Raw genomic sequence first — 24,670 nt, forward strand, 5'->3', positions numbered from 1 at the left:
AATACCATGATTCGATGCCGGGGCAACAACCGTAACAGTCGCCCCCGCAGGCTCATGCCAGCTGACCGGCCACCCAGACAACGGGCGGCCGGTTTCGGCTTGTGGGCACTGTGGCTGATGCTTCTGTGTCTGGCGCCAGCCTGGGCCAGCGCAGCTACCCTTGACCCGGCGCTCGATTCACTGCCATTGCACGACCAGGTGCAGTACTTAGCAGACACCGATAACCTGACCCCTGGCGACGTACAAGCACTGCCCGAGTCCAGGTGGACACAAGCCCCTGACGATATAAGCTTTGGCTACGATGCCCGTATTCACTGGTTCCGGATCAAACTGAACCTGCCTGCAGTGGAAGAAGCCCCCAGCTGGCTGCTTGAAATAGCCTATCCCATGCTGGATTACGTGGATGTTTACCTCGCCAACCAGCAAAGCGGATTAACCCAGATTGCGAGCACCGGCGACCTGAGACCCTTCAACGCTCGCCCGGTGGAACACCGGGACTTCATCATCCCGCTGAACCTGAACCCTGGCGAAAGTTACACCCTGTACTTACGAGTTCAAACCAGCGGCTCTCTGCAGCTTCCCCTGACCCTGTGGCAGGAGAAACCGTTTCAAGCCTACAGCCATACAGACCTGGCCCTGGAAAGCGCTTTCTACGGCATTCTGCTGGTGATGGCCATTTTCAACCTGTTCCTGTTTCTGAGCCTTAAGGAGCGGGCCTACCTGTACTACGTGCTTCTGGTCACCAGTACTCTAACGGTGATGATGGGGCTTAACGGTTTCGCCTATCAGTACCTTTATCCCCACAGCCCGGCCTGGAACGAATACGTGATTCTGCTCGCAGTTCCCCTTTGCCAGCTGATGTTATCGCTGTTTGCGCGTTCATACCTGGAACTCGGGGCCAGACACCCCCGCTGGAACCGCATTTTTAACGTCTTGATTGGGGCACTGTCACTTGCGACGGTCGCGGCAGTGTTCTTGCCCTACGCGATCTCAACCCGCATTTCGATCGCTCTGATTCTGCCGTTTGCGGTGATCAACCTTCTTGCGAGCTTCCATCTTTGGCAACAAGGGGAAAAATCCGCACGCATCTTCTCGGTTGCCTGGGCATCATTACTGGCACTGTTACTGGTTACCGTGCTGAATAAAGTGGGCCTCGCGCCAACGACTATTCTCAGTGACTACGGCATCCTCATCGGCACGACGATCCAGGCCTTGCTGTTTTCGTTTGCCCTGACGGACCGGTTCAACCGTCAGCGAATGGAAAGCATGCGTGAGCGCCAGGCGGCGTTGGAGGCAATGCATCATCAAAGAAAAGCGGAAACCGCACTGCTTCACGCATCCAGTCATAACGAGCTGACCGGCATGCCGAACCGCTCACTGTTTGAGCGCCAGGCGGGCACGGTTCTGACAACCGGTAGCGAGAAGGTCACCGCCCTGTTCCTGCTGCACCTGCAACAATTCGATGACGTTAACAAAACCCTCGGCCACCACCATGCAGATGAATTGCTGGCGCAATTTGCGAGCCGCATCAATACGTCCGTTGGAGCATCTTTACTGGCGGTTCCACTCGAGCAAACCAGAGGGCAAGACTGGTACGTGGCCCATATTGAGGGGGTCAGCTTCGCCTTCATTCTGCGGGGCGAAAATGAGACGCTTCTGCTCGAGGAAGCGAACCGCCTGACCCAGGAATTCAGCAAGCCCCTGACCTTCCTTGATCTGTCACTTGAGCTGATGTTTGCGACAGGCTGCAGCCTGGCCAAACTTGCCGACTACGATGCGCAAACACTGCTTCGTCATGCGTTTATTGCCCTGGACGAAGCCCGGATAAGCAGCAACCGGGTATCACTCTACCGCCCGGAAATGAACCCCTACAACGCCCGCCGGCTCACCTTGATGAGCGATTTGAGCGAGGCTATTCAGAACAACCGGCTGAACCTGCACTTCCAGCCACAGATCCACCTGAAAACAGCCAGGGTCGCGGGCTTTGAGGCGCTGATTCGCTGGAATCATCCCGAGCATGGTTTTGTACCACCGGACGAGTTCATACCCATGGCGGAGCGCACAGGGCTGATCAAGCCGCTGACCCGCTGGGTTATCCAGGAGTCCCTGGGGTTCTGCAAAGCCCTGGATGAACGCGACTGCGATGCCACGGTATCGGTCAATATCTCTGCCGCCAACCTGCGGGAGCCCGAGTTCTGCGAAGATGTCTGTAAACTGCTTGAGCAACACCAGGTGCAGGCCCAGAGGTTGGTGCTGGAGGTGACCGAAACCGCCGCCATGCTGGACCCTACCATCAGCCTGAGCATGCTTCGGGCACTGCAAACGGCCCATGTTCGCCTGTCGATCGATGATTTCGGCACCGGTCACTCTTCACTGTCTTACATTCGCAAACTGCCGGTGAACGAAATCAAAATCGACCGTTCCTTTGTCATGGAAATGGCCACGAATCAGGGCGACGCCACCATCGTGCGCACCACCGTCAACATGTGCCACGATCTGGGCTATGTGGTGGTGGCCGAAGGTGTGGAGAACGCGAGCACTGAGAAAATGCTGACTGAGCTCGGCTGCGACTTTATTCAGGGCTACCATATTGCCCGTCCGATGGATCAGGAGTCGATTCTGGACTGGTTGGCTGAGACCGACTGGTTACCCAGCAGCAAAAATGTTCCCGCCCAACGCTGAATGCCTCGGCTGATTTGCGAAGCGCCCGCAAGCCGTCGATAATCCTCCCCTGGTTTCAGGCTAGCAGCACCCTACACCACCAGTCAGGATGTCAAATCATGGAAATCTACCTTGTGGGCGGCGCAGTGCGCGATGAACGGCTGGGCATTCCCGTTAAAGATCGCGACTGGGTGGTGGTGGGCGCAACCCCGGGGGCAATGAAGCAACAGGGCTTTCGACAGGTCGGTGCTGATTTTCCGGTCTTTCTGCACCCCAAAACCGGAGAGGAATACGCCCTGGCCCGCACAGAACGCAAGCAAGGGCGCGGCTATCACGGCTTCACCGTCTACAGCGCACCGGATGTCACACTGGAAGACGATCTCAGGCGTAGGGATCTCACCATTAATGCGATGGCAAAAACCACGGATGGCAAGTTGGTTGATCCATTTAACGGCCTTGCGGATCTGGAACAGAAAAAACTCCGGCATGTGTCGGAAGCCTTCAGCGAAGATCCACTGCGCATTCTGAGAACCGCCCGCTTCGCCGCCCGCCTGCACCCATTGGGATTCACCATTTGCCAGGAAACCATGGGTCTGATGCGCGCCATGGTCAGCCGTGGAGAACTGGAAGACCTGGTACCGGAAAGAGTCTGGCAGGAAGTCCAGCGAGCGTTGCACGAGCAGACACCGGGGGTTTTCTTTGAGGTACTTCGGGACCTGGACGCACTGGATGTGTTGATTCCGGAAATGGCGAACCTTGGTGTATTTCGCGCCGGGCTTCAGGCACTTCACTGCACAAGTCGCAAAAATGGCTCTACCGCACAGCGATTTGCCGCGCTGTTATCTGCCGTGCCCGAGCCCCAGGCCGTCGCCCGCGCCAAGGCCATGAAAAGCCCGAATGACTGCCGTGATCTCACGCTGCTGGTGTGCCGGTTTACCGAAAGGCTTTCCGGCTTCGGGGACAACTCTCTACCGCCGGACTCCGCCCTGGAAATGCTCGACCTGGCAGATCTCTGGCGCCGCCCGGAGCGTTTTGAACAATTGCTGGACACCCTCGCCTGTACCGTCTCCGATCAGCAGACTGTATTCATTGAACAACTGCGCAGCGCAGCACGCGTTGCTACCGCGGTGAACCCACAGGATTTACTGAAGCAGGGCTTCAAGGGCAAGGAGCTGGGAGACGCCATTCGCAACAAACGGCTGACACTTATCACGCAGGCACTGTCGCCATAACCCGACTTTGGTTGTTTTGGCGCTATGTGGCTTTCCCGCTACAATGCCTGCCAACTTTCACAACGCAGGCAGGCCATCAACCGACCCTGCCCTTTGCAACGGAGATATCCCATGCGTGATGTAGTCATTGTTGCCGCAAAACGTACCGCCATTGGCAGTTTTGGCGGTGGCCTGTCGAGTTTGCGGGCTGACCAGCTCGGCTCGGCTGTTATCAAGGCCCTGATCGAAGAAACCGGCGTCGCCGGCGAACAGGTCAACGAAGTCATTCTGGGCCAGGTACTGACCGCTGGCAGCGGCCAGAACCCGGCCCGTCAGGCCACCATCAATGCCGGCCTGCCCGCCTCGGTACCTGCAATCACCATCAACAAGGTATGCGGCTCTGGCCTGAAAGCCGTGCACATGGCCGTTCAAGCCATCCAGTGCGGCGATGCCGACATGATCATTGCTGGTGGCCAGGAAAACATGAGCCAGGCCCCGCATGTACTGCCCAAGAGCCGGAATGGCCAGCGCATGGGTAACTGGAGCATGATCGACACCATGGTGAACGATGGCTTGTGGGATGCCTTCAACGACTACCACATGGGCATCACTGCCGAGAACATCGTGGAAAAATACGGCATCAGCCGTGAAGAACAGGATGAGTTTGCCGCTGCTTCCCAGCAAAAAGCTGTCGCAGCCCAGAATGCCGGCCATTTTGATGGACAGATTGTTCCGGTGAGCATTCCCCAGCGTAAAGGCGATCCGCTGGTCGTCGATAAAGACGAATGCCCCCGCGAAGGTGTGACCGGAGAAAGCCTTGGCAAACTGCGCCCGGCCTTCAAAAAAGACGGCTCTGTCACTGCGGGTAACGCGTCTTCACTGAACGACGGTGCTGCTGCCGTTATGGTGTGCAGCGCAGAAAAAGCAAAGCAACTCGGCCTGACGCCACTGGCCACCATTAAAGCCCACGCCAATGCCGGCGTTGACCCCAGCATTATGGGCACCGGGCCGATTCCTGCCAGCCAACGCTGCCTGGAGCGCGCTGGCTGGACAGCAGCAGAGCTCGACCTGATTGAAGCCAACGAAGCCTTCGCGGCCCAGGCCATTTCAGTAAACCGGGACATGGGCTGGGATACCAGCAAGGTCAACGTCAACGGCGGCGCTATCGCCATGGGCCACCCAATCGGCGCCTCCGGCTGCCGGATTCTGGTCACCCTGCTGCACGAAATGGTTCGCCGTGATGCCAAAAAAGGCCTGGCCACCTTGTGCATCGGCGGTGGCATGGGCGTGGCCCTGGCCGTAGAGCGCTAAGCTGCATGCTGCACGTTGTACTCTATGAGCCGGAGATACCGCCGAACACCGGTAATATCATCCGGCTTTGTGCCAACACCGGCTGCCAGCTGCACCTGATCGAGCCTCTGGGATTCTCCCTGGAAGACAAGCAGATGCGGCGAGCCGGGCTGGATTACAGCGAGTACGCCACAGTGAAGATTCACCCGGATTACCAGAGTTTTCTCGATACCGAGAAGCCCGAGCGCCTGTTCGGACTGACCACCAAGGGCTCCCGCCACTATCATGAAGTGGCGTTTCAGGATGGCGACTACCTGATGTTCGGGCCGGAAACCCGGGGCCTGCCAGCCGATGTGCGGGAAGGCCTGCACGCCGACCACCGGCTGCGGGTACCCATGCAGCCACAAAGCCGTAGCCTGAACCTGTCAAATACCGCTGCATTAGTGGTGTATGAAGCTTGGCGCCAGCTTGGCTTCCCCGGCGCCACCTGAATAATCCTGCCCGTCAGGCACAAAAAAACCGGCCTCAGCCGGTTTTTTTGTGCTCGAAGGCAACAACACGGAGCTTAGTGAGTCTGCTCTTCCTTCGCTTCGCCAGCGGCTTCTTCTTGCTTGCGCTTGAGAGCCTGGGCGTAAATTGCATCAAAGTTCACTGGTGCCAGCATCAGAGCCGGGAAGCTGCCTTTGCTGACGGTGCCATCAATGGCTTCGCGAGCGTAGGGGAACAGAATATTCGGGCAGTAAGCACCCAGCATCTGGCCCAGCTGAGGTCCTTCAATACCAGAAATCAGGAACACACCCGCCTGCTGAATCTCAACAATATAAGCCACTTTTTCACCCAGCTTGGCTGTCACGGTCATCGACAGGATCACTTCAAACTGGTTGTCACTGATCTTGTTGTGGGAAGTATTCAGGTCCAGATTAACCTGTGGCTTCCACTGCTCCTGAAACACCAGGGGAGCGTTCGGAGATTCAAAAGAGAGGTCCTTCACATAAATACGCTGAAGGGCAAACTGGGGTTGGTTCTGGTTTTCGTTGCCTGCGGCTTGCTGATTCTCAGCCATGATCAGTCCTTTCGTTTTTCGTAGTATGGGCCGGGCCCGTTGTTATGGTCACGTTTGCCGGAACAGTCTACTGCCTGGTTCCGGACAGTAATGTGAAACAGTGCGACAGATCGCCAATCAGATCAAGCCCTGTTACTTTTTCACCAGCGGCAGGTTGCTGGCCTTCCAGTCCGCAATACCACCGTTCAAACGCACCACATCCGCAAAGCCTTCTTCTTTCAGCTGCTTCACAGCCATGGCCGAGTGCTGCCCCATTTTGTCCGCCACAATAATCTGCTTTTCTTTGTGCTTGGCCAGCTCGTTAATCCGGCCTTTAAGGCCACTTAGCGGAATGTTGATAGAGCCGGTGATACGACCTTCAGCGAACTCTTTACGGTCTCTGATATCGAGCACAATGGCCTGGTCTTTGTTGATCAGTGTCACCGCGCCCTGGGCTGAAACTTTGGCGCCACCGCGGCGGGACTCAAGCACCAGAATGGCCAGCAAAAACGCCACGAACAACGAAGCCAGGATGTAGTGGTTAATAACAAATTCAAACAAGCGGTCCATGAAACTACCCTGAAAATTGGTTTGGCCGGATTATACACACCCACACCCGCTCAAAGAAGGTAAGGAAGCTTCAGCCATACCGCGTGGCCTGCGCAAATGAAAACGGTTACAATCTGCCCTACTTTTCACCCGTTATCTTTACAACCAACCGGACGAAATGATGACCGCGACGCGCAAGCCCACTGCACTGATTATCCTCGACGGCTGGGGCCATCGTGACCCGGCAGAAGACAATGCCATCTCCAACGCCAACACCCCCTTCTGGGACAAGCTCTGGCAGACTCAGCCCAAAACCCTGATCAATACCTCCGGCATGTTTGTCGGGCTGCCCCAGGGCCAAATGGGCAACTCCGAAGTGGGCCACATCAACCTCGGCGCCGGCCGGGTGGTTTATCAAAGCCTGACCCGCATTGACAAAGATCTTGAAGACCGCAATTTCCAGAAAAACGAAGCGCTGTGCAGCGCCATCGACAAAGCGGTCTCCAACGGCAAAGCCGTACACATCATGGGCCTGCTGTCGCCCGGCGGCGTGCACAGCCACGAAGATCACATGCTGGCAGCGGCCGAGTTAGCGGCGGCACGTGGCGCTAAAGAAGTCTATATTCACGCCTTCCTGGATGGCCGGGACATGCCGCCGCGCAGCGCTCGCCCCTCCCTCGAAAAAGCAGCCGCCAGGATGAAAAGCCTGGGCGTAGGCCGGGTAGCCACCATCGTGGGCCGCTATTTCGCCATGGACCGTGACAACCGCTGGGACCGTGTAGAAGCCGCTTACAACGCCATGACACTGGGCGATGCCGAATTTACCTGCGCCGACCCGGTTACCGCTTTGGACCAGGCCTATGAGCGCGGTGAAAATGATGAGTTCGTAAAAGCGACTCACATCGGCAAAGAAGGCCAGCCATCCGGCACCATCAACGACGGCGACTCTGTGCTGTTCATGAACTTCCGTGCTGACCGTGCCCGGGAGATGACCCGCACGTTTGTCGATCCGGACTTTGATGGCTTTGACCGTCGCAAGCACCCGGAACTCGCAGACTTTGTGATGCTCACCGAGTACGCCGCCGACATCAAAACATCCTGCGCTTACCCGCCGGAACAACTCAGTAACGGCCTGGGAGAATACATCGCCAGCCAGGGCAAAACCCAGCTGCGCATTTCCGAAACCGAAAAGTATGCCCACGTTACCTTCTTCTTTAACGGTGGTATGGAAACCCCCTTTGCAGGCGAAGACCGCATTCTGGTGCCCTCACCCAGAGTGGCCACCTACGACCTGCAACCAGAAATGAGCGCACCGGAAGTCACCGACAAGCTGGTGGAAGCGATCAAGAGCGGGAAGTACGACCTGATCGTATGCAACTATGCCAACGGCGACATGGTGGGCCATACCGGTAAGATGGAAGCCGCCGTAAAAGCCGCGGAATGCCTGGACAAGTGCGTGCAGCGGGTGGTTGAAGCTCTGGACGAAGTGGGCGGTGAAGCTCTGATCACAGCCGACCACGGCAACTGTGAGCAGATGACCGACCCCAGCTCCGGCCAGGTACACACCTCCCACACCATTGGCCCGGTACCGCTGGTATACACCGGGCATCGCAAGGTGACGCTGAAAAATGACGGCAGCCTGTGCGATATCGCACCCACCCTGCTGGCTCTGATGGGCGACAAGGCTCCGAAAGAAATGACCGGCCACAGCCTGGCGGAGATAGGCTGATCCGACTACAGGCCGCCACCTTGAACCGCCCCCTCGTAATGATGCTGGCCCTCATGCTGGGGGCCGCATCACTGCACGCTGAACAGGATGTGACGCCTGAGCAGGTGAATGCGCTGAAAGAACGCATCGCCAACATTAACGAGTGGCTGGCCGATGCGGAAAAGGACCGCTCTAGCCTGGAAAAGCAACTGGCGGCAACAGAGCGAACCATCGGACAGCTAACCCGTGAACGACGGGAACTCCGCAAACAGGCCGGTGAACAACAACAGCGCCTCGGCGAACTGCAAAAACAGGAAAGCGAACTCGCCAACACCCTCGAAACGCAGCGCCAGAGCCTGAAAAAGCAAATACGCGCCGCCTGGATGGAAGGCGATGCACCCGCACTGAAAATTCTGCTGAACGAAATCGAACCGGGCAAAATTGCCCGCACCATGACTTACTACGAGTATCTCAGCAAAGATACCGTCGAGCGGCTGGAGGCCTTCCAGAAAAGCCTGCGTGAACTGAAAGCAGCCCGGGCTGAAGTACAGGCCACTAGGGTGGAGTTGGCAAAGACAGAGGCCGGCCTGGAACAAAGGCAGCAGCAACTCACCGAAAACCGCAAGGCGCGAGCCAGGACTCTGGCCTCCCTGAAAGCTGACATCAGCAACCGACGCAGCGAAAAGGAAACTCTGGAAGCAGATCGCAAGCGCCTGGAGACGCTGCTGGAGGAAGTTCAGCAGGCCATTGCCAGCATTCCCTCACCCAACGAATCCCGACCGTTCAAATCCTTGCGCAATAAGCTGGCGTGGCCGGCCCAGGGGAAAGTGGTCAGTCAGTACGGCGCCAGTTATGCAGACGGCAAGTTGCGCCGCAGCGGGCTCATCATCAACACTGCTGAAGAAGCCGAGATAAAGTCGGTGCACCACGGCCGCGTGGTATTTGCCAACTGGCTTCGTGGCTTTGGATTAATGACGATCATCGACCATGGCGACGGCTACATGACGCTGTACGGCCACAGCAGCAGCCTGTTCACGGCACCCGGCGACTGGGTCAGCCCGGGCGAGACCATTGCACTGGCCGGGCGTACCGGCGGCACAGAAGACCCCGCCCTGTATTTCGAGGTTCGCCGCAACGGAAAACCGGTGAACCCACGCACCTGGCTGGGCAGGCCATAGACAGCACAGCGAAGGGCTGACAAACGCTTCTGCGAGCGCCATACTGTCGCAAACAAATCACCAGTCCAACTCTTGGAAACAAAACAGGATATGTGAATGAAACGGGCTCAAAGCACACTCCAGATCTCACAACTGCGTTCTCTGGCCCTGGCCACCTGTTTGTTATCCATTCCCGGGCTGACCCTGGCTCAGGACAACGAAGCGCAAGCCCAGCAGATTCTGGAAGGCATCCAGAACGGTGAGCGCGTTGAGCTCAAGCTTCCAGACCCGGAAGAGCAGCTGCCGCTGGAAGACCTGCGAAAATTTACCGAGGTGTTTGCCCGCATTAAAGATGCCTATGTAGAGGATGTGTCCGACAGCAAACTCCTGGAAAGCGCCATCAAAGGCATGCTGTCAGATCTCGACCCACATTCTACCTACCTGGCGCCCAAAGATTACGAAGAGCTTGAGGAAAGCACCTCCGGCGAGTTTGGCGGCCTGGGCATTGAAGTCGGCATGGAAAACGGCTTCATTAAAGTGATCTCCCCTATCGACGACACTCCGGCTCAAAAAGCAGGCGTGCAGGCCGGCGACCTGATCATTAAGCTGGATGAAAAGCCGGTGAAAGGCATGTCGCTTGAGGAAGCCGTCAACCTGATGCGCGGCAAGCCCGGCACAGTGCTCACACTGACCATCATGCGGGAAGGTGAGAATGCCCCTATTGAGATCGATGTCACCCGTGATGTCATCAAGGTCACCAGCGTAAAATCCCGCATGATCGACAACGGCTACGGATACGTTCGGATTACCCAGTTCCAGGCTGAAACCGGCCGGCAATTCCGGGATGCACTGACCAAACTGGAAGACGAGCACGGCAGCGATCTGGACGGCCTGGTGATTGATCTTCGAAACAACCCAGGCGGCGTATTGCAGGCAGCGGTTGAAACCGCCGACGTTTTACTCGATGAAGGCTTGATCGTCTACACCGAAGGCCGCATCCAGAGCTCTCGCCTGCGCTTCAGCGCCAAGGCCGGAGACCTGATGGCAGGTACGCCGATTGTAGTGCTGATTAACGGTGGCTCGGCTTCGGCCTCCGAGATCCTGGCCGGCGCACTGCAGGATCACGAGCGTGCCGTGGTGATGGGTACTCAATCCTTTGGTAAAGGCAGTGTTCAAACCGTCATACCTCTGGACGAATCCCATGCGATCAAGATGACCACCGCCCGTTACTTCACCCCTGATGGCCGTTCCATCCAGGCCAAGGGCATCAAGCCGGATATCGAAGTGCGACCGGCGGAACTGACCGAACTCGACAGTCAGCCGTTCTTTACCGAAGCAGACCTTAGCGGCCATCTTGAAGGCGAAGATGAGGAAAAAGCACGGAAGGAACGGGAGCAAAACGAACAAGCCCAGGAATCTATGGCAAACAGGGATTATCAGCTGCGTTCTGCACTGAATCTGCTCAAGGGCATGCACATTCTCTCAGGCAACAGAAAGGGCGACCGGCAGGGCAACAATCAGTGAAACTGAAGATCGCTGTCTTGTGGGCCGCAGCCCTGATGCTGTCGACCGGTTCAGTCTCCGGTGCGGAGCCTGGTGAGCGCCAGGCGCCCACCATTGCCATCATTATTGATGACATGGGCCACAACCTCCACGAGGGTCGGCGCCTGGCCCATCTTGACCAGCCGCTGACACTCGCGTTCCTGCCCTACCGCCGCCACACCGTTCAACTGGCCAAATTGGCCCACACCAAAGCCAAAGAAGTCATGCTGCATGCGCCAATGGCCAACACCCGCAATTTCGGCCTTGGCCCTGGCGGGCTGACACCGGATATGGACGAACGGGCCATTGCCACCACCTTGCGGCGGGCACTGCAATCGATTCCCCATGTAGCCGGCGTAAACAACCATATGGGCAGCCTGCTGACTCAGCAGTTGCAACCGATGGACTGGGTGATGAAAGAGCTGAACCGCTACCCGGTGTATTTTGTCGACAGCCGCACCATTGCCTCATCAATAGCAGGCAGTGTGGCCGACGCCTACCAGGTTCCAAGCCTGACACGGGATGTCTTTCTCGATCACGAGCAAACCGAAGAGTTCGTGGATCAGCAGTTCCGTTTATTGATCAAAACGGCCAAAGAGAACGGCACCGCCATCGGCATTGGCCATCCTCACAAGGTCACGGTGGACTACCTTGAAAAGTACCTGCCCAAACTGGATGAACAGGGTATCGCGATAGCCACGGTCAGTGGCCTCTGGGCCATGCGCAACAACAATCGGGAAATGTTTGCAGAAGGCGAGAAGCAGGCCATCCGGCCTGCTTACGCAAAGAGCAATTAATCGCGGACTTCGATGCCCTGGGCCTTCATGAAGGCTTTGGCTTCGGGGATGGTGTGCTGACTAAAGTGGAATATAGACGCCGCCAGTACAGCGTCGGCACCGCCCATGGTAACGCCATCCGCCAGGTGCTGTAGCTCACCAACTCCGCCTGACGCAATCACCGGCACCGCCACGGCATCACTGATGGCGCGGGTCAGCCCCAGGTCGAAACCGATCTTGGTTCCATCACGATCCATGCTGGTCAGCAGCAGTTCCCCTGCCCCCATTTGCACCATCTTTCTCGCCCATTCAACCGCATCCAGCCCGGTGGGCTTGCGGCCGCCATGGGTAAAGATTTCCCAGCGTGGTTCTTCGCCGTCGGCACTGACGCGCTTGGCGTCTATGGCCACCACGATGCACTGGCTGCCGAAACGGTCAGCGGCTTCCCGCACGAAGTCCGGGTTGAATACCGCCGCGGTGTTGATCGACACTTTGTCTGCGCCAGCATTCAGCAGCTTGCGAATGTCATCTACGGTGCGTACGCCACCGCCCACGGTCAGCGGGATAAACACTTCCGCTGCCATACGCTCGACGGTCTCATAAGTGGTGTCGCGGCTTTCACTGCTGGCAGTGATGTCCAGGAAGGTGATTTCGTCTGCGCCCTGCTCGTTGTAGCGACGGGCCACTTCAACAGGGTCGCCGGCATCGCGGATGTCCACGAAGTTAACACCTTTGACCACGCGGCCCTTGTCTACGTCCAGGCAGGGGATGATGCGCTTTGCCAGTGCCATGGTGCTTCCTCAGTTTTTCAGGCTGTCGCAGTAGGCCTGGGCTTCTGCAACGTCCAGGGTACCTTCGTAAATGGCTCGGCCGGTGATGGCTCCGATCACGCCTTTGTTGGCGACGGTCGCCAGGCGCTTGAGGTCGTCCATGTTGGTGACGCCGCCGGAGGCAATCACCGGGATGCCGCCTTCTTCTGCCAGCTTGGCGGTCGCTTCCACGTTTACACCCTGCATCATGCCGTCGCGGGCGATGTCGGTGTACACAATGGAGGATACGCCGTCGTTGGCGAAGCGTTTGGCCAGGTCTACGGCCATAACTTCAGAAACTTCAGCCCAGCCGTCGGTGGCTACGCGGCCATCTTTGGCATCCAGGCCGACGATGATGTGGCCTGGGAATTCTTTGCACATTTCGGTGACGAATTCGGGCTCTTTAACGGCTTTGGTGCCGATGATCACCCACTGCACGCCGGCCTTGAGATAGGCTTCGATGGTTTCTGCGGAGCGGATGCCGCCGCCGATCTGGATGGGCAGATTCGGGTATTTGGCGGCGATGGCTTTGACGATTTCGCCGTTCACCGGTTCGCCGGCGAAGGCGCCATTGAGGTCAACCAGGTGCAGGCGGCGGGCGCCAGCCTCTACCCATTTGGTGGCCATGTCGACGGGGTCGTCACCGAATACGGTGGAGTCGTCCATGCGGCCCTGGCGCAGTCTTACGCATTTGCCGTCTTTCAGATCGATTGCGGGGATAATCAGCATTTTGTTCTTCCTATTCAGAAAGTCGGGCAAGGAGTTTGGCGCTCGCACTCTGGAGCAGGGAGGCCTTTCAGGGACACGCTGTGAATACATCCCTGTACGCTTGACTGCAGCATCCCTGCTGCAGACAGTCCCTGAAAGGCCTTACTGCCCCAGAGCGCTACTATGTGCTTACCTGCTTACTTTCCAGTCCAGTTCGTGAAGTTTTCCAGCAACTGCAGACCTGCCCGGGCGCTTTTCTCCGGGTGGAACTGCACTGCAAAGATGTTGTCTCTCGCCACCGCTGCCGCCAGGTCGACACCGTACCGGGTGCGGCCGGCCATATCGGCATTGCCTTCGGCTTCGGCGTAGTAGCTGTGCACGAAGTAGAAACGGTCGCCGTCCGGGATGTTGTGCCAGAGTGGGTGGTTTACGGTGTGGTACACCTGATTCCAGCCCATGTGAGGCACTTTCAGGCGTTCGCCGTTTTCAGTGAGGTTGTCGCCGAAGTAGCGGACTTCGGACGGAAACAGGCCGATGCCTTCCACACCGCCGTTTTCTTCGCTGCGGGCCATCAATGCCTGCATGCCGACGCAGATGCCGAGGAACGGGCGGTCCTGTGAGACTTCTTTGACGAGTTCAACCACGCCCAAACGGTGCATTTCGGCCATGCAGTCGCGGATGGCGCCGACGCCGGGGAGGATCACCCGGTCGGCTTCGCGAATCTGGTCGGCGTTGTCGGTGACCAATACGGTGCAATTCGGGGCCACGTGCTCCACGGCCTTGCGGGCAGAGTGCAGGTTGCCCATGCCGTAGTCGATGATGGCGACGGTCTTCATGGTGTTTCAGATTCCTGTCGGTGACCGGTTACAACGCGCCTTTGGTGGACGGAGTAATTCCGGCCATACGCTCGTCCATTTCAACCGCCATGCGCAGGGCGCGGCCGAAGGCTTTGAACACGGTTTCGATCTGGTGGTGGGTGTTTTTGCCCTTCAGATTGTCGATGTGCAGGGTCACCATGGAGTGGTTGACGAAGCCCTGGAAAAATTCTGCAAACAGGTCAACATCAAATCCGCCAACAACAGCGCGGGTGTAGGGGACGTCCATGAGCAAACCGGGACGGCCGGAGAGGTCAATGACAACTCGGGACAATGCTTCATCCAGCGGCACATAGGCGTGGCCGTAGCGGCGGATGCCCTTTTTGTCGCCCACGGCTTGCTTGAAGGCCTGGCCGAGGGTGATGCCGATGTCTTCCACGGTGTGGTGGTCGTCGATTTCCAGGTCACCCTTGCAGGTGATATCCAGATCCATCATGCCATGACGGGCGATCTGGTCCATCATGTGATCAAGAAAGGGCACGCCGGTGTCAAAGCAGGCTTTGCCGGTGCCGTCGAGATTAATCTCAACGGTAATCTGGGTTTCAAGGGTATTTCGCTCTACCCGAGCCTTACGTTCGGCCATGGAGACTCCGTTGTGAAAACTGGCTTGCTACCGAAAACATTTATGTCCGCAGATTATACCGATTAACACAGCCGGAGTCCCGCAATGGGATCAATCACCCTGATAGCTCAGAACGCCTTTTTCAGGTTGGCCATGTAGGTATCAACCAGGCTGTTGAATTCGTGCTTGATCACCGGGCTGATGGCCAACTTAAGCAGGCTGGGCAGGGGTACGGTCAAGGCAGCGCTGGTTTGAAAACGCACGGCGGTGGCGTTGTCGCCTTTGGACGTGAGCACCCAGGAGCCGCTCACGACGCCATTGCCCTCACCTTTCACAGGTTCCCAGGTGATTTTCCCTGCGTCTTTGTCTGGATGATAGGTGCAGGCATAAACGGACTGAATGGCGTGTTTGTCTACGCCCACTTTCTCCATTTCCCAGCGGTAGGCGTTACCGCCCAGATCAATCAGCTTGTCTACTTTCGGAAAGTGGCTGGCAGAACGGGGAACGTCTGCCAACAGATCGAATACTTCGTCATAGCTTGCCGGAATCTCGAGTTCACGGTTCAGCTCAATCGATACGGTAATGGCCACAGCCGACTCCTTTTTATGCTTATTTGCGCGCCGGAGCATTTCTCCAGCCTCGTTTTTTGCGGTGTATTTTGACGCAAGACTACCGCATTGTCATATTCCTGCACTGTTAATTTGCTAACCCTGCGTTATCCTTTGAGTAATTCATTCGTAACACGTCAGGCAATCCACCCTGCCGGGAAGAAAAGGAAAGCTCGCCATGAAAGTTATCCGCTACGCGCTCTACGCCGTCATCGCCCTGATCATACTGGCGGTTGCAGCCGTTGCTATTGCGGTTGCCGTTATCAACCCCAATGATTACAAGCCTCAGATTGAAGCCGCCGTGGAAAAAAGCACGAATCTGCAACTGCAGCTTGAGGGAGATATAGGCTGGTCTTTCATCCCACTTGGGTTGGAACTGAATCAGGTTGAAGCCACTCTGGAGGGCGAGCGATTTATCGCCCTCGAACAGCTGATCGCCCAGATAGACTTCTGGTCTCTTATTGCCATGTCGCCCCAGGTAAACACTTTTTTGCTGAACGGTCTGGATGCGCACCTCGAAGTGAATGAGCAAGGTGAAGGCAACTGGGCCCGCATCATGCCTGAGAAAACATCGGATAGCAGCGACACAGCGGCACAAGAATCCCCGGCCGAGCCGGCAGAACAAGCAGCCGGTGGAACCCCCCTGAACTTCAACGTTGAGAACGTGGAGGTCAGCAACGCCAGCGTTCACTACAACGACCTCAGTACGGGACAGTCAGTAACTCTGGAGGACTTCACCGTATCGGCCAGCAACATCACGCTGGGTTCCGAATTCCCGCTGGATATCCGCTTCAGGGTTGAAACCACGCAACCGGTGTTTGCCGTAGACGGCAACATCAGCGCCAACCTGACCGCCAACCAGGCCCTCAACGAATTTGCCATGTCTGGTCTGCAGGCTGTTTTTGATATGAGCGGCGCTCCCTTTGGAGGCAAATCCGTGACCGCCGAAATGGGCGGCTCTCTGGTCGCCAACCTGGAGAATGAAACCGCGTCACTCAGTGACTTCACCGCCAGCCTGGCCAACCTGAAACTCAGCACTAATCTCAATGTGAAAGGTTTTGGCGACAAACCTGCCATCGATGGCCGCCTTGACGTCTCCGAGTTCTCCCTGAAACAACTGCTCAGCGACCTTGGCCAGCCAGCCATCGAAACCGAGGACCCGGAAGTGCTCAAAGCCATTGCCCTGTCCACCAACCTGGGTGGCGAGCCTGGCTCCGTTGCGCTCAGCGACCTGAAGATCAAACTGGATGACACCAGCTTCAACGGCGGCGGCAGCTACACCCTGGCAACGGGCGGACTGGTGTTTGACCTGAACGGAGACAAACTGAACGCTGACCGCTACCTGCCACCGACACCGGAAGAAGATGAGGCCGGTTCCCCGGAGCCCGCAGCCGAAGGTTCCGCGCAGCAGACATCCACCACCAATCAGCCGGAAACTGACCTGCTGCCACTCGAGACTTTGCGTACGCTGCTGCTGGATATCGACTTTGGCCTGGGTGAGTTGATCGTCAGCAACCTGACCATCAACGAAATCAAGGCCAGCACCACCGCCAAAGACGGTCTGCTGAAAGTCGATGAGTTCAGCGGCAAGCTATATGAAGGCAGCTTCGGCGCCAACGTGACCATTGACGCCCGCAGCGACAACCCCAAATGGAGCGTACGCTCTGACGTCAGCAACGTGCAGACGCTTCCGCTACTGACTCAACTGGCCGAGGTCGACATGCTGTCGGGCGGCGCCAATCTGAAGCTCGCAGTGGACACCAACGGCAACCGCATCTCTGCCCTTCGCAATAATGCCAAAGGCGACATCAGCTTCAATCTGGCGGAAGGTCAGTTTCGTAAAATGAATCTGACTCGCATGGCTTGTCAGGGTATAGCCCTGGTCAACCAGGATTCCCTGACCACCACAGACTGGGGCACGACTACCCCGTTCAACGACATGCGTGGCACGCTGAAGATTAACGGCAACACCCTTAACAATACCGATCTGGTCGCCGCCCTGGCGGGCATGCGCCTGGAAGGCAAGGGCACCGTAGATTTGGAGCAAAGCGCAGTGGACTACGAACTGGGCCTGCGCATTGTTGGCGAAATCCATCGAGACCAGGCTTGTCGTGTTACCGAGTACGTAGAGAATGTGGTTATTCCGGTGGAATGCCGCGGAAACTTTTCCGAAGACCCAGCGGGACTGTGCTCCTTTGATGGCTCCCGCTTCCGCGACACCCTGCAAGACATTGCCTCCAACGTTGTCCGCGCCAAGGCGAAAGAAGAAGTAGACCGAGCCAAACAAAAGGCAGAAGAAAAGGTGGATGAAGCAAAACAGAAAGCCCAGGACAAAGTTGACGAAAAGCTGCAGGAGAAGCTGGGCGAAGAGGGCGAAAAAGTGAAAGATGCCCTCAAAGGCCTGTTCAAATAATGGCTGACCGGTTCGCTGACAAGCTCCTGACATGGTACGACCAACACGGCAGGCACGACCTGCCCTGGCACCATGACCGCAATGCCTACCGGGTGTGGGTCTCTGAAATCATGCTTCAGCAGACCCAGGTAGCCACCGTTATCCCCTACTTCGAAGCCTTTATGGCCAGCTTTCCGGATGTCCGGGCGCTGGCCTCAGCGCCGGAGGATGATGTACTCAGCCACTGGTCCGGTCTTGGCTACTACGCTCGGGCACGAAACCTGCACAAGGCGGCAAAGCAGGTGGTTGAGGATTTTGACGGTGAGTTCCCGCAACACCAGGAAACACTGGAAACACTCACCGGCATCGGGCGCTCAACCGCCGCTGCGATTCTGGCCCAGTCTTTCAACAAGCGGGCTGCGATTCTGGACGGCAACGTAAAACGGGTATTGGCCCGCTACCACGCCGTACCCGGGTGGCCGGGACAGACTTCGGTACTGAAACAACTGTGGGAACACGCCGAAACCCATACGCCAGACACCCGCGTGCGCGACTACACCCAGGGCATCATGGACCTGGGCGCGATGGTCTGCACCCGCAGTAAACCGAAATGCGAAAGTTGCCCGTTGAACACGGGTTGTCAGGCCTACGCACACTCGGAAACCCGCCTCTACCCCGGCTCCAAACCGAAAAAAACAAAGCCGGAGAAAACGACCTGGATGTTGATTATCGAAGACCCCGATGGCCGTATTCTGCTTGAGCGGCGACCGCCCAGCGGCATTTGGGGCGGCCTATGGAGCCTGCCGGAACTGGACCCTGCCTATGGCCCAGAAGAACTGCAATACGCCTGTGAGACGGAGCTTGGGCTCACCTGCAGCGACCCCGAACTGATCCGTGGCTTTCGCCACACTTTCAGCCACTATCACCTGCACATACAGCCAGCCCGCCTGCCCATCACCGGCAGCACGGCCGTTGCAGACTCTGGCGACCAGCGCTGGCTGCACCGTGATGAAGCCCTGAACCTGGGGCTGCCCGCCCCCATCCGCACCCTGCTGACCGAGCCGGAGCAAGCCGCCCTGCTCTGAAGCACCAACGATCTGTTATCATCCTGCCAGCCAGTACCTCAACACAGGAGCCCACATGAGCCGCACCGTAGTCTGCCGCAAGTACCAGAAAGAAATGGAAGGCCTGACCATGCCGCCAATGCCCGGCCCAAAAGGCCAGGACATCTTCGAGAACGTATCAAAAGTGGCCTGGGAAGAATGGCAGAACCAGCAAACCATGCTGATCAATGAAAAACACCTGAACCTGATGGACCTGAACACCCGTAAATATCTGCAGGCCCAGATGGACAGGTTCTTCAATAACGAGCCGTTCGACAAGGCCGAGGGCTTTGTTCCACCGGAGAAATGACAGAACTGATCAAGGCTTGAACAACCGGTGAAAGTTTCCGAAAATTTTCACCAACCAGCCTTGACTCTAAAACCCTAAACCGGTTTAATAGCGCCCCGTTGCAGCACATAGCTCAACACGCCCGGATAGCTCAGTTGGTAGAGCAGAGGATTGAAAATCCTCGTGTCGGTGGTTCGATTCCGCCTCCGGGCACCATTAAGAATTCTGATAAAGCCCGCCTTGTGCGGGCTTTATTGTTTCTACCCTCTTCGTTCCTTATCGACCAACAGCCGGATACCGCAAGGCAATCAGCACACTAACAAAGCTGGATGCCAGCAATGCACCCAGGAACGGCGCCAGCGTTGGAATGCTGTCCGGAAAGCTCGCCGCCAGCGCACCTGCTGTAAAGCTCCCCTGGCTCACCCAGCCAGGAAGCACGGCACCGAGCAACCCGGCCAGGCCACCAGCCACCGCTGCCAACGGCGACATACGGCGCCACAATCCCAGCAGGACCGGCACCACAATCGCCGCACACAGCAAGTCTGCAATCAGGAACAGCCGCAGCACTGAGAAGCCCTGAAGAGCCACCCACACCACCGGCACCATCAGTATCACCGTCGCCCAGCGGGCAGCGCGCACTGACAGGCCTTGTCTTCCGGAACTCGCTACCGCCATGGAAGCAATGGCGTTCTGCAAGGTATCGACACTGGATGCCACCAGCGTCACCGCCAGAACCAGCGCTGGCAGAGCAATCCAGGCCGGTGCGGCGGAGAGTAATGCGAAAAATGGAATGGGAGGCTCGCCCAGCGGCAAAGCATGCATGGCCGCCAGCATCCCCAGGCCACCAATGGCCATCACCACCAGAAACGTGCTGACGCCGCCCAACACCGCGCCGCGCCCCAGGGCACGGTCCGTTTCAGCTGCCCATACCCTCTGCCAATAGCCCTGATGAAACAGGTTGGCGGCGGTCACCGCAATCACCAGAGTGAGCGCGACAGACAGCGCACTGCCAACAGGCACAGAGGGCATGACCGCCTCCGTTGGCATGGAGGGCAACCAGTACCAGGCCACACCACCCACAAGCAGCAACAGGGCCAACAACAACCAGGCCTGCCAACGGTCAGTGGCCAGGCTCGCCCTCAAACCACCGACAGAGGTATAGATCAGTGTGACCAGCGCCACGCCGAGAACCACCAAAGCGGGCGGCACATCAGAAAGCAGCGCGGCAATGGCGCCGATAGCGGTGAGTTCCGCCGCCAGGAAACAGGCCATGTAGGCGACCGAAACCATCGACACCCAGCGTCGTACCCCGGCACCATAACAAGCCTCGGCAAATTCGCCGATACTCCGGCCTGCCGGTAGCCGCTTGCGGATGGCCGGGCCATAGAACCCCAGCACCAGAAACGGCAACGCGGAGCCGACTGCATAACCCGCCAGCGCCACGGGCCCCACAAACGCACCAATTTCCGGTGGCGCAAAAAGAATCCACGCGCCCATACCGGAAGCGAGAAACGACAAGCCGATGGCTTGCGCACTCTGAGAGTTTCGGGCGGTAACGTAGTCATCCAGCAGACCGTCTGCACGTCGTGCTCGCAGACCAAGAACAGCAAAACCGAGGAGCGCCGTACTGAGTACGGCTACCGTTAGATAGAACAAGTCGCACTTCCTCCGCCGGTATTAACCGGATCAGGTCACAGAGCAGGCAACCAGCCTGCCAACCACATAAAATGAAATAATACCGTTACTACGCCGAACGCCAGCACCAGAAGGATAGCCACCTTTCCGCCTGGCGCCATAAAACCTGACTTACCCCCCTCCAGAGTTCTTGACTTCAAGGCCAGCAGCGCTGGAATGATGCAGGCCCATACCGCAGCGGCTGCGCCGGCGTACCCGATAGCCAAAACGAAACCAAAAGGGGCTAACAAGGAGAGTAGCAGTGGCGGAATAAAGGTGATTGCCCAGGTTTTGGTGCGGCCCTTTCGGTCGTTCTTGAAGCCGAACAGGTCGGCCATAAAGTCGAACGTCCCCAGGCCGACACCCACAAAGGATGAGAGTATTGCAGCCGCAGAAAAGGCACTGATGGTGTTCGCCACCCGCTCCGAATCGATGGCCGACCCAAGGGCCGCCAGCAGGGCATCCACGTTACCGCCCTGGGCAATGACCGGCCCGAAATCCGCTCGGGGCAGATTGCCGAAAATGCTTACCAACCAGGCGAGATAGAATGCCAGCGCTATCGAAGTGCCACCGAGAATCGCCTTCTGTGCTTTCTTCTCCTCGCCATAATAGGCCCGCATCGACGCCACAGAATGATGATAGCCGAAAGACGTCAATGCCACCGGTAACATGGCCAGAGCATAGGGCGCATAGTGACCCGTCTGGTTAACGGTATCGAACAGAACGTTGAAATCAATTCGGGCAGCAAGACCAGATACACCCAGCACAAAGCTCAGCAGCATGAAGGTGACCAACACCACCGAAAGCCGGTCTACAGCCCGGGTGGATTGCCAAACCACCAGTGAAAACACGGCAACAAAGGCCACCGACGCCAGCTTGCTGCTGACTCCGGTTACCCCCTGAATGATCAGCCCGGATGATGTGATGTAGGCGTACAATAAGATGCCGCCCACAAAGTAAACCATCAGGTTACTGAAGATATTCACCCGCGGCCCCAGCATGGCCTTGGTGACGGTATTGAACGAGGCCCGCAAGTCATAATGCTTCAGGGCTTCCAGCAGCATCCAGCCAGAGAGCGTCATCACCACCATGGTGAGTATCAGGGCAAAACTGGACCACAGCGTCCAGGCGCCGGCTCCGGAGCTGGGCAGGCCAAGCATGCCCGCGCCTACGCACACACTGGCGATGATGCTGGCACCGCCGATGAGCGAGGGAGATCGTTTGGAAATCGGCTGGCCTGTCACTTTGTGGCTGCCACCCGCTGGGCCAGAAACGCATCCAGATCCCTGACCTCTTCCAGGCAAAGGCTGTGTTCCATGCCGTAGGCGTGGTACTCCGGCTCATAGCCCAGCGCCTGCAGTTTCTGCTGCGCCGTCTGTCCCAGATGCTCCGCCACAATCGGATCAAATCGGCCATGCCCGATAAAGATCGGCAGCTTCCGATTGGGCTCACTGAGCTGAATGGAATCCGCAGTGGCAAAGTAGGTAGATAGAGCAAACAGGCCACCGAGCCGCTCCGGGTGACTCAGCGCCAGCTCATAGGCCACCGCGCCACCCTGGGAAAAACCTCCCAGAATGATGTTCTCGCTGGCAATGCCCCGCTCCCTTTCCTGCCGAATAAGCTCGGACACCATCCCGGCAGAAGCGCGTAGTTGCTCAGCATCCACCTTGCGGTCCACATCCATGGCCAGGATGTCGTACCAGGCGGGCATAACCATGCCGCCGTTAATGGTTACCGGCAGCTCAGGAGCGTGCGGGAAAATAAAGCGAACCGGCTGCTCTTTGGAGAAACGGAATTCCGGAACCACCGGCTCGAAATCGTGGCCGCTGGCACCCAGGCCATGCAGCCATATGATGGTGGTTTCGGGGTTATCGCCGGTATCGATTTGCAGGGTGTTCAGGGCGGTCATCGGGCCTCCGGATATCAGGGAAAGACCGGCGACTTTAACATTTTCCGCGTCAGCGAGCCCAAAGATCCTTTCGGGCACTCTCCCAGAGCTTTCTGAACTCCGCCGCCGCAGGCGTGTTCGGCGCCAGCAGCTCCAGCGGCTGACCTTCCTCCCCCATGCGCTCTACGGCGCTGGCGTAAGGTACCGCCGCCGGCATCGGATGGCCGAAGACGTCTTCCGCCTGGCCCAAAATCTCCCGGTGCAGGTTCTTGCGGCGGTCCACCATGGAGAAAAACGGCCGGAGTTTCTTGTTGCCCAGTTTTTTGTCTTTCACAAATTCCCGCAACTGGTTCCAGCTGTTGAGTGACAACCAGGTAGGCACCACCGGCACATACACCTTGTCGGCCATTTCCAGAACCTGTTCGGTCAGGCGCGAGAGCGTGGGCGGGCAGTCCAGTACCACTAAACTGGTGTCTTCAGACAACGGCGCCAGCAGATCTTTCAGGACGTTGTGCCCTTCCTCGTGCTCAAGCTTGATATCGAAGTTGCGAAAACTGCTGTGGGCGGGGATAAAGTCGAGATTGGGGTAGACGTCTTCGTGGATGAAGCGCGCAATGGGTGATTTGCCTTCCAGCAGTTTCGACAGCTTACGCCCTTTGACCACCTCCGCCCCGGCCAGGTAAAAACTGGCGGCCCCTTGTGGGTCGAGATCCCAGAGCAGTGTGTTGATGTTGGCGCGGCTCGCAAGATAAGCGGTGTTCACTGCGGCGGCGGTTTTTCCTACGCCACCCTTGGGGCTGTAGAATGCGATGATTCTCATGGAAGGGAGCTCCTGCTGTATCCGGTGTTACCAAACATTACAGGGTAACAGGCGCCAAGACAGCAACCATGAAGCTTTTGTGACAGCTGTGTAGAGCCGGGCAGAAAAGGAAGGCTTTCGTAAAACCACGTTCACGCGGCTTTGCGGAAGCCCTCCATCCGCACTGTTTTGTCCCGGCTGCGCTTGTATTTGCTTTTGTCTTCAACCACGCGCATCTGGTATTTTGGAGTTCGCAGTTCCCGCTGCACGGCGCTGTGCTGTGTGGCTTTCGCCTTTTTTCTGGCCATCTCGGTATCTCCTCGTTTGGCTCGGTTTTAACGGCGCGTATTATAACACTCTCCTGAATTTTGCGAGCGTAAGCAATGACACTCACTTTGTGGCTCACCTTTCTGGTCGCCGCCCTTTTGATCAGCGTTTCTCCCGGTGCCGGCGCGGTTAATTCCATGAGCAGCGGGCTGCGCTATGGCGTTCGTAAATCCCTGCCCACGATTGCCGGGCAACAGTTCGGTTACGGCGCACAGATTGTCCTTGTGGGGGCCGGCCTCGGGGCTGTGGTTGCCTCATCCAATACGGCACTTATGGTGATCAAGTGGATCGGCGTTCTTTACCTGATCTGGCTGGGCATCCAGAAATGGCGGGAGCCCCCGGTCGAAACATCCGGGGATGTGATGGCCGGCTTCAGCCCTCGCCAGCAATTCCGCAACGGAGCGGTGGTCAATCTTACCAACCCCAAGGCCACCGTTTTTCTGATTGCCCTGTTTCCGCAATTCCTCGTTGCGGGAGAGCCCCATGGGGAGCAGTTGGCCACCATGGGCATCACACTGATCCTGGTCGATATCCTGGTGATGGTCGGCTATGCCCTGCTGGCCAGCCAGTTGTTCCGGTTCATGACCACACCCCGCAGGCAACAACAGATGAACCGGGTTTTCGGGAGCCTGTTTGTGGCAGCAGCGGTAGCGCTGGCCAGTTTCCGGCGCGCCTGAACCGGGATTCGCGCGGTGCGCCA

The 24,670-nt window shown here is 57.7% G+C and carries 24 protein-coding genes and 1 tRNA gene; 13 read left to right on the plus strand and 12 right to left on the minus strand.

Features of this window, described 5'->3' with window-relative positions:
• The first annotated feature begins 6 nt into the window (after nucleotides 1-6).
• The 4 genes from QPL95_RS10780 (at nucleotide 7) to trmL (ending at nucleotide 5,653) form a co-directional block, all read left to right on the plus strand.
• Complete coding sequence (locus tag QPL95_RS10780; RefSeq protein ID WP_303290976.1) at nucleotides 7-2,682, plus strand: EAL domain-containing protein; 2,676 nt, start codon at nucleotides 7-9, stop codon at nucleotides 2,680-2,682.
• Nucleotides 2,683-2,780: 98 nt separating this feature from the next.
• Entirely contained in the window at nucleotides 2,781-3,893 is a 1,113-nt protein-coding gene (locus tag QPL95_RS10785) for a multifunctional CCA tRNA nucleotidyl transferase/2'3'-cyclic phosphodiesterase/2'nucleotidase/phosphatase (RefSeq protein ID WP_303290977.1), read from the plus strand.
• A 111-nt stretch (nucleotides 3,894-4,004) separates the two neighbouring features.
• Complete coding sequence (locus QPL95_RS10790; protein WP_303290978.1) at nucleotides 4,005-5,183, plus strand: acetyl-CoA C-acetyltransferase; 1,179 nt, start codon at nucleotides 4,005-4,007, stop codon at nucleotides 5,181-5,183.
• A gap of 5 nt (nucleotides 5,184-5,188) precedes the next feature.
• Nucleotides 5,189-5,653: a tRNA (uridine(34)/cytosine(34)/5-carboxymethylaminomethyluridine(34)-2'-O)-methyltransferase TrmL gene (gene trmL / locus QPL95_RS10795; RefSeq protein WP_303290979.1), complete on the plus strand. Its 465-nt coding sequence runs from the start codon at nucleotides 5,189-5,191 to the stop codon at nucleotides 5,651-5,653.
• A gap of 74 nt (nucleotides 5,654-5,727) precedes the next feature.
• On the opposite strand, the gene secB is transcribed toward trmL, so the two are convergent.
• Nucleotides 5,728-6,225: a protein-export chaperone SecB gene (secB, locus tag QPL95_RS10800; protein WP_303290980.1), complete on the minus strand. Its 498-nt coding sequence runs from the start codon at nucleotides 6,223-6,225 to the stop codon at nucleotides 5,728-5,730.
• Between the two features lie 132 nt (nucleotides 6,226-6,357).
• Complete coding sequence (locus QPL95_RS10805; RefSeq protein ID WP_303290981.1) at nucleotides 6,358-6,774, minus strand: rhodanese-like domain-containing protein; 417 nt, start codon at nucleotides 6,772-6,774, stop codon at nucleotides 6,358-6,360.
• A gap of 160 nt (nucleotides 6,775-6,934) precedes the next feature.
• Here QPL95_RS10805 and gpmI point away from each other — a divergent pair, with 160 nt between their 5' ends.
• The 4 genes from gpmI to QPL95_RS10825 all read left to right on the plus strand — a co-directional run bounded on the left by gpmI (nucleotide 6,935) and on the right by QPL95_RS10825 (nucleotide 11,957).
• Complete coding sequence (gene gpmI / locus QPL95_RS10810) at nucleotides 6,935-8,482, plus strand: 2,3-bisphosphoglycerate-independent phosphoglycerate mutase (RefSeq protein WP_303290982.1); 1,548 nt, start codon at nucleotides 6,935-6,937, stop codon at nucleotides 8,480-8,482.
• A gap of 38 nt (nucleotides 8,483-8,520) precedes the next feature.
• On the plus strand, nucleotides 8,521-9,639 hold the full coding sequence (locus QPL95_RS10815; RefSeq protein ID WP_303291239.1) for a murein hydrolase activator EnvC: 1,119 nt from the start codon (nucleotides 8,521-8,523) through the stop codon (nucleotides 9,637-9,639).
• A 96-nt stretch (nucleotides 9,640-9,735) separates the two neighbouring features.
• Entirely contained in the window at nucleotides 9,736-11,142 is a 1,407-nt protein-coding gene (locus QPL95_RS10820; protein ID WP_303290983.1) for a S41 family peptidase, read from the plus strand.
• A 35-nt stretch (nucleotides 11,143-11,177) separates the two neighbouring features.
• Nucleotides 11,178-11,957 (plus strand): divergent polysaccharide deacetylase family protein, encoded by a 780-nt coding sequence (locus tag QPL95_RS10825; RefSeq protein WP_303291240.1) that lies wholly within the window; start codon nucleotides 11,178-11,180, stop codon nucleotides 11,955-11,957.
• Here the strand turns inward: QPL95_RS10825 and hisF are convergent.
• The 5 genes from hisF to QPL95_RS10850 all read right to left on the minus strand — a co-directional run bounded on the left by hisF (nucleotide 11,954) and on the right by QPL95_RS10850 (nucleotide 15,480).
• Nucleotides 11,954-12,727, minus strand: coding sequence for an imidazole glycerol phosphate synthase subunit HisF (gene hisF, locus QPL95_RS10830; RefSeq protein WP_303290984.1), 774 nt, complete (start codon nucleotides 12,725-12,727; stop codon nucleotides 11,954-11,956). The genes QPL95_RS10825 and hisF overlap by 4 nt on opposite strands.
• 9 nt (nucleotides 12,728-12,736) lie before the next feature.
• Entirely contained in the window at nucleotides 12,737-13,474 is a 738-nt protein-coding gene (gene hisA / locus QPL95_RS10835; protein ID WP_303290985.1) for a 1-(5-phosphoribosyl)-5-[(5-phosphoribosylamino)methylideneamino]imidazole-4-carboxamide isomerase, read from the minus strand.
• A 176-nt stretch (nucleotides 13,475-13,650) separates the two neighbouring features.
• Nucleotides 13,651-14,289, minus strand: coding sequence for an imidazole glycerol phosphate synthase subunit HisH (gene hisH, locus QPL95_RS10840; protein ID WP_303290986.1), 639 nt, complete (start codon nucleotides 14,287-14,289; stop codon nucleotides 13,651-13,653).
• 28 nt (nucleotides 14,290-14,317) lie between these two features.
• Entirely contained in the window at nucleotides 14,318-14,911 is a 594-nt protein-coding gene (gene hisB, locus QPL95_RS10845; RefSeq protein WP_303290987.1) for an imidazoleglycerol-phosphate dehydratase HisB, read from the minus strand.
• Between the two features lie 107 nt (nucleotides 14,912-15,018).
• Nucleotides 15,019-15,480, minus strand: coding sequence for an SRPBCC family protein (locus tag QPL95_RS10850; protein WP_303290988.1), 462 nt, complete (start codon nucleotides 15,478-15,480; stop codon nucleotides 15,019-15,021).
• 196 nt (nucleotides 15,481-15,676) lie between these two features.
• On the opposite strand from QPL95_RS10850, the gene QPL95_RS10855 reads away from it, so the two are divergent.
• The 4 genes from QPL95_RS10855 to QPL95_RS10870 all read left to right on the plus strand — a co-directional run bounded on the left by QPL95_RS10855 (nucleotide 15,677) and on the right by QPL95_RS10870 (nucleotide 19,498).
• Nucleotides 15,677-17,911 carry an AsmA family protein gene (locus QPL95_RS10855; RefSeq protein ID WP_303290989.1) on the plus strand — a complete coding sequence of 745 codons (2,235 nt, stop codon included), beginning with the start codon at nucleotides 15,677-15,679 and terminating at the stop codon, nucleotides 17,909-17,911.
• Nucleotides 17,911-18,975 (plus strand): A/G-specific adenine glycosylase, encoded by a 1,065-nt coding sequence (mutY, locus tag QPL95_RS10860; RefSeq protein WP_303290990.1) that lies wholly within the window; start codon nucleotides 17,911-17,913, stop codon nucleotides 18,973-18,975. The genes QPL95_RS10855 and mutY overlap by 1 nt, the downstream gene beginning before the upstream one ends.
• A gap of 55 nt (nucleotides 18,976-19,030) precedes the next feature.
• Nucleotides 19,031-19,303: an oxidative damage protection protein gene (locus QPL95_RS10865; RefSeq protein ID WP_303290991.1), complete on the plus strand. Its 273-nt coding sequence runs from the start codon at nucleotides 19,031-19,033 to the stop codon at nucleotides 19,301-19,303.
• 119 nt (nucleotides 19,304-19,422) lie between these two features.
• Nucleotides 19,423-19,498 (plus strand) — tRNA-Phe (locus QPL95_RS10870).
• A gap of 60 nt (nucleotides 19,499-19,558) precedes the next feature.
• On the opposite strand, the gene QPL95_RS10875 is transcribed toward QPL95_RS10870, so the two are convergent.
• The 5 genes from QPL95_RS10875 to QPL95_RS10895 form a co-directional block, all read right to left on the minus strand.
• A complete protein-coding gene (locus QPL95_RS10875; RefSeq protein WP_303290992.1) occupies nucleotides 19,559-20,938 on the minus strand; it encodes a sodium:solute symporter in 1,380 nt (459 codons plus the stop codon).
• Nucleotides 20,939-20,973: 35 nt separating this feature from the next.
• On the minus strand, nucleotides 20,974-22,200 hold the full coding sequence (locus QPL95_RS10880) for an aromatic amino acid transporter (protein WP_303290993.1): 1,227 nt from the start codon (nucleotides 22,198-22,200) through the stop codon (nucleotides 20,974-20,976).
• Nucleotides 22,197-22,865, minus strand: a complete 669-nt coding sequence (locus QPL95_RS10885; protein ID WP_303290994.1) for an alpha/beta hydrolase — start codon at nucleotides 22,863-22,865, stop codon at nucleotides 22,197-22,199. Before QPL95_RS10885 ends, QPL95_RS10880 begins: the two co-directional genes overlap by 4 nt.
• Before the next feature lie 49 nt (nucleotides 22,866-22,914).
• The gene (locus tag QPL95_RS10890) at nucleotides 22,915-23,664 is read right to left on the minus strand and encodes a ParA family protein (protein ID WP_303290995.1); all 750 of its coding nucleotides are present in this window, start codon (nucleotides 23,662-23,664) and stop codon (nucleotides 22,915-22,917) included.
• Between the two features lie 131 nt (nucleotides 23,665-23,795).
• Nucleotides 23,796-23,951, minus strand: a complete 156-nt coding sequence (locus QPL95_RS10895) for a hypothetical protein (RefSeq protein WP_303290996.1) — start codon at nucleotides 23,949-23,951, stop codon at nucleotides 23,796-23,798.
• A gap of 75 nt (nucleotides 23,952-24,026) precedes the next feature.
• Here QPL95_RS10895 and rhtB point away from each other — a divergent pair, with 75 nt between their 5' ends.
• Complete coding sequence (gene rhtB, locus QPL95_RS10900) at nucleotides 24,027-24,647, plus strand: homoserine/homoserine lactone efflux protein (RefSeq protein ID WP_303290997.1); 621 nt, start codon at nucleotides 24,027-24,029, stop codon at nucleotides 24,645-24,647.
• Nucleotides 24,648-24,670: the final 23 nt, after the last annotated feature.

Source organism: Marinobacter sp. SS5-14b (assembly GCF_030541005.1).
Taxonomy (GTDB): Bacteria; Pseudomonadota; Gammaproteobacteria; order Pseudomonadales; family Oleiphilaceae; genus Marinobacter.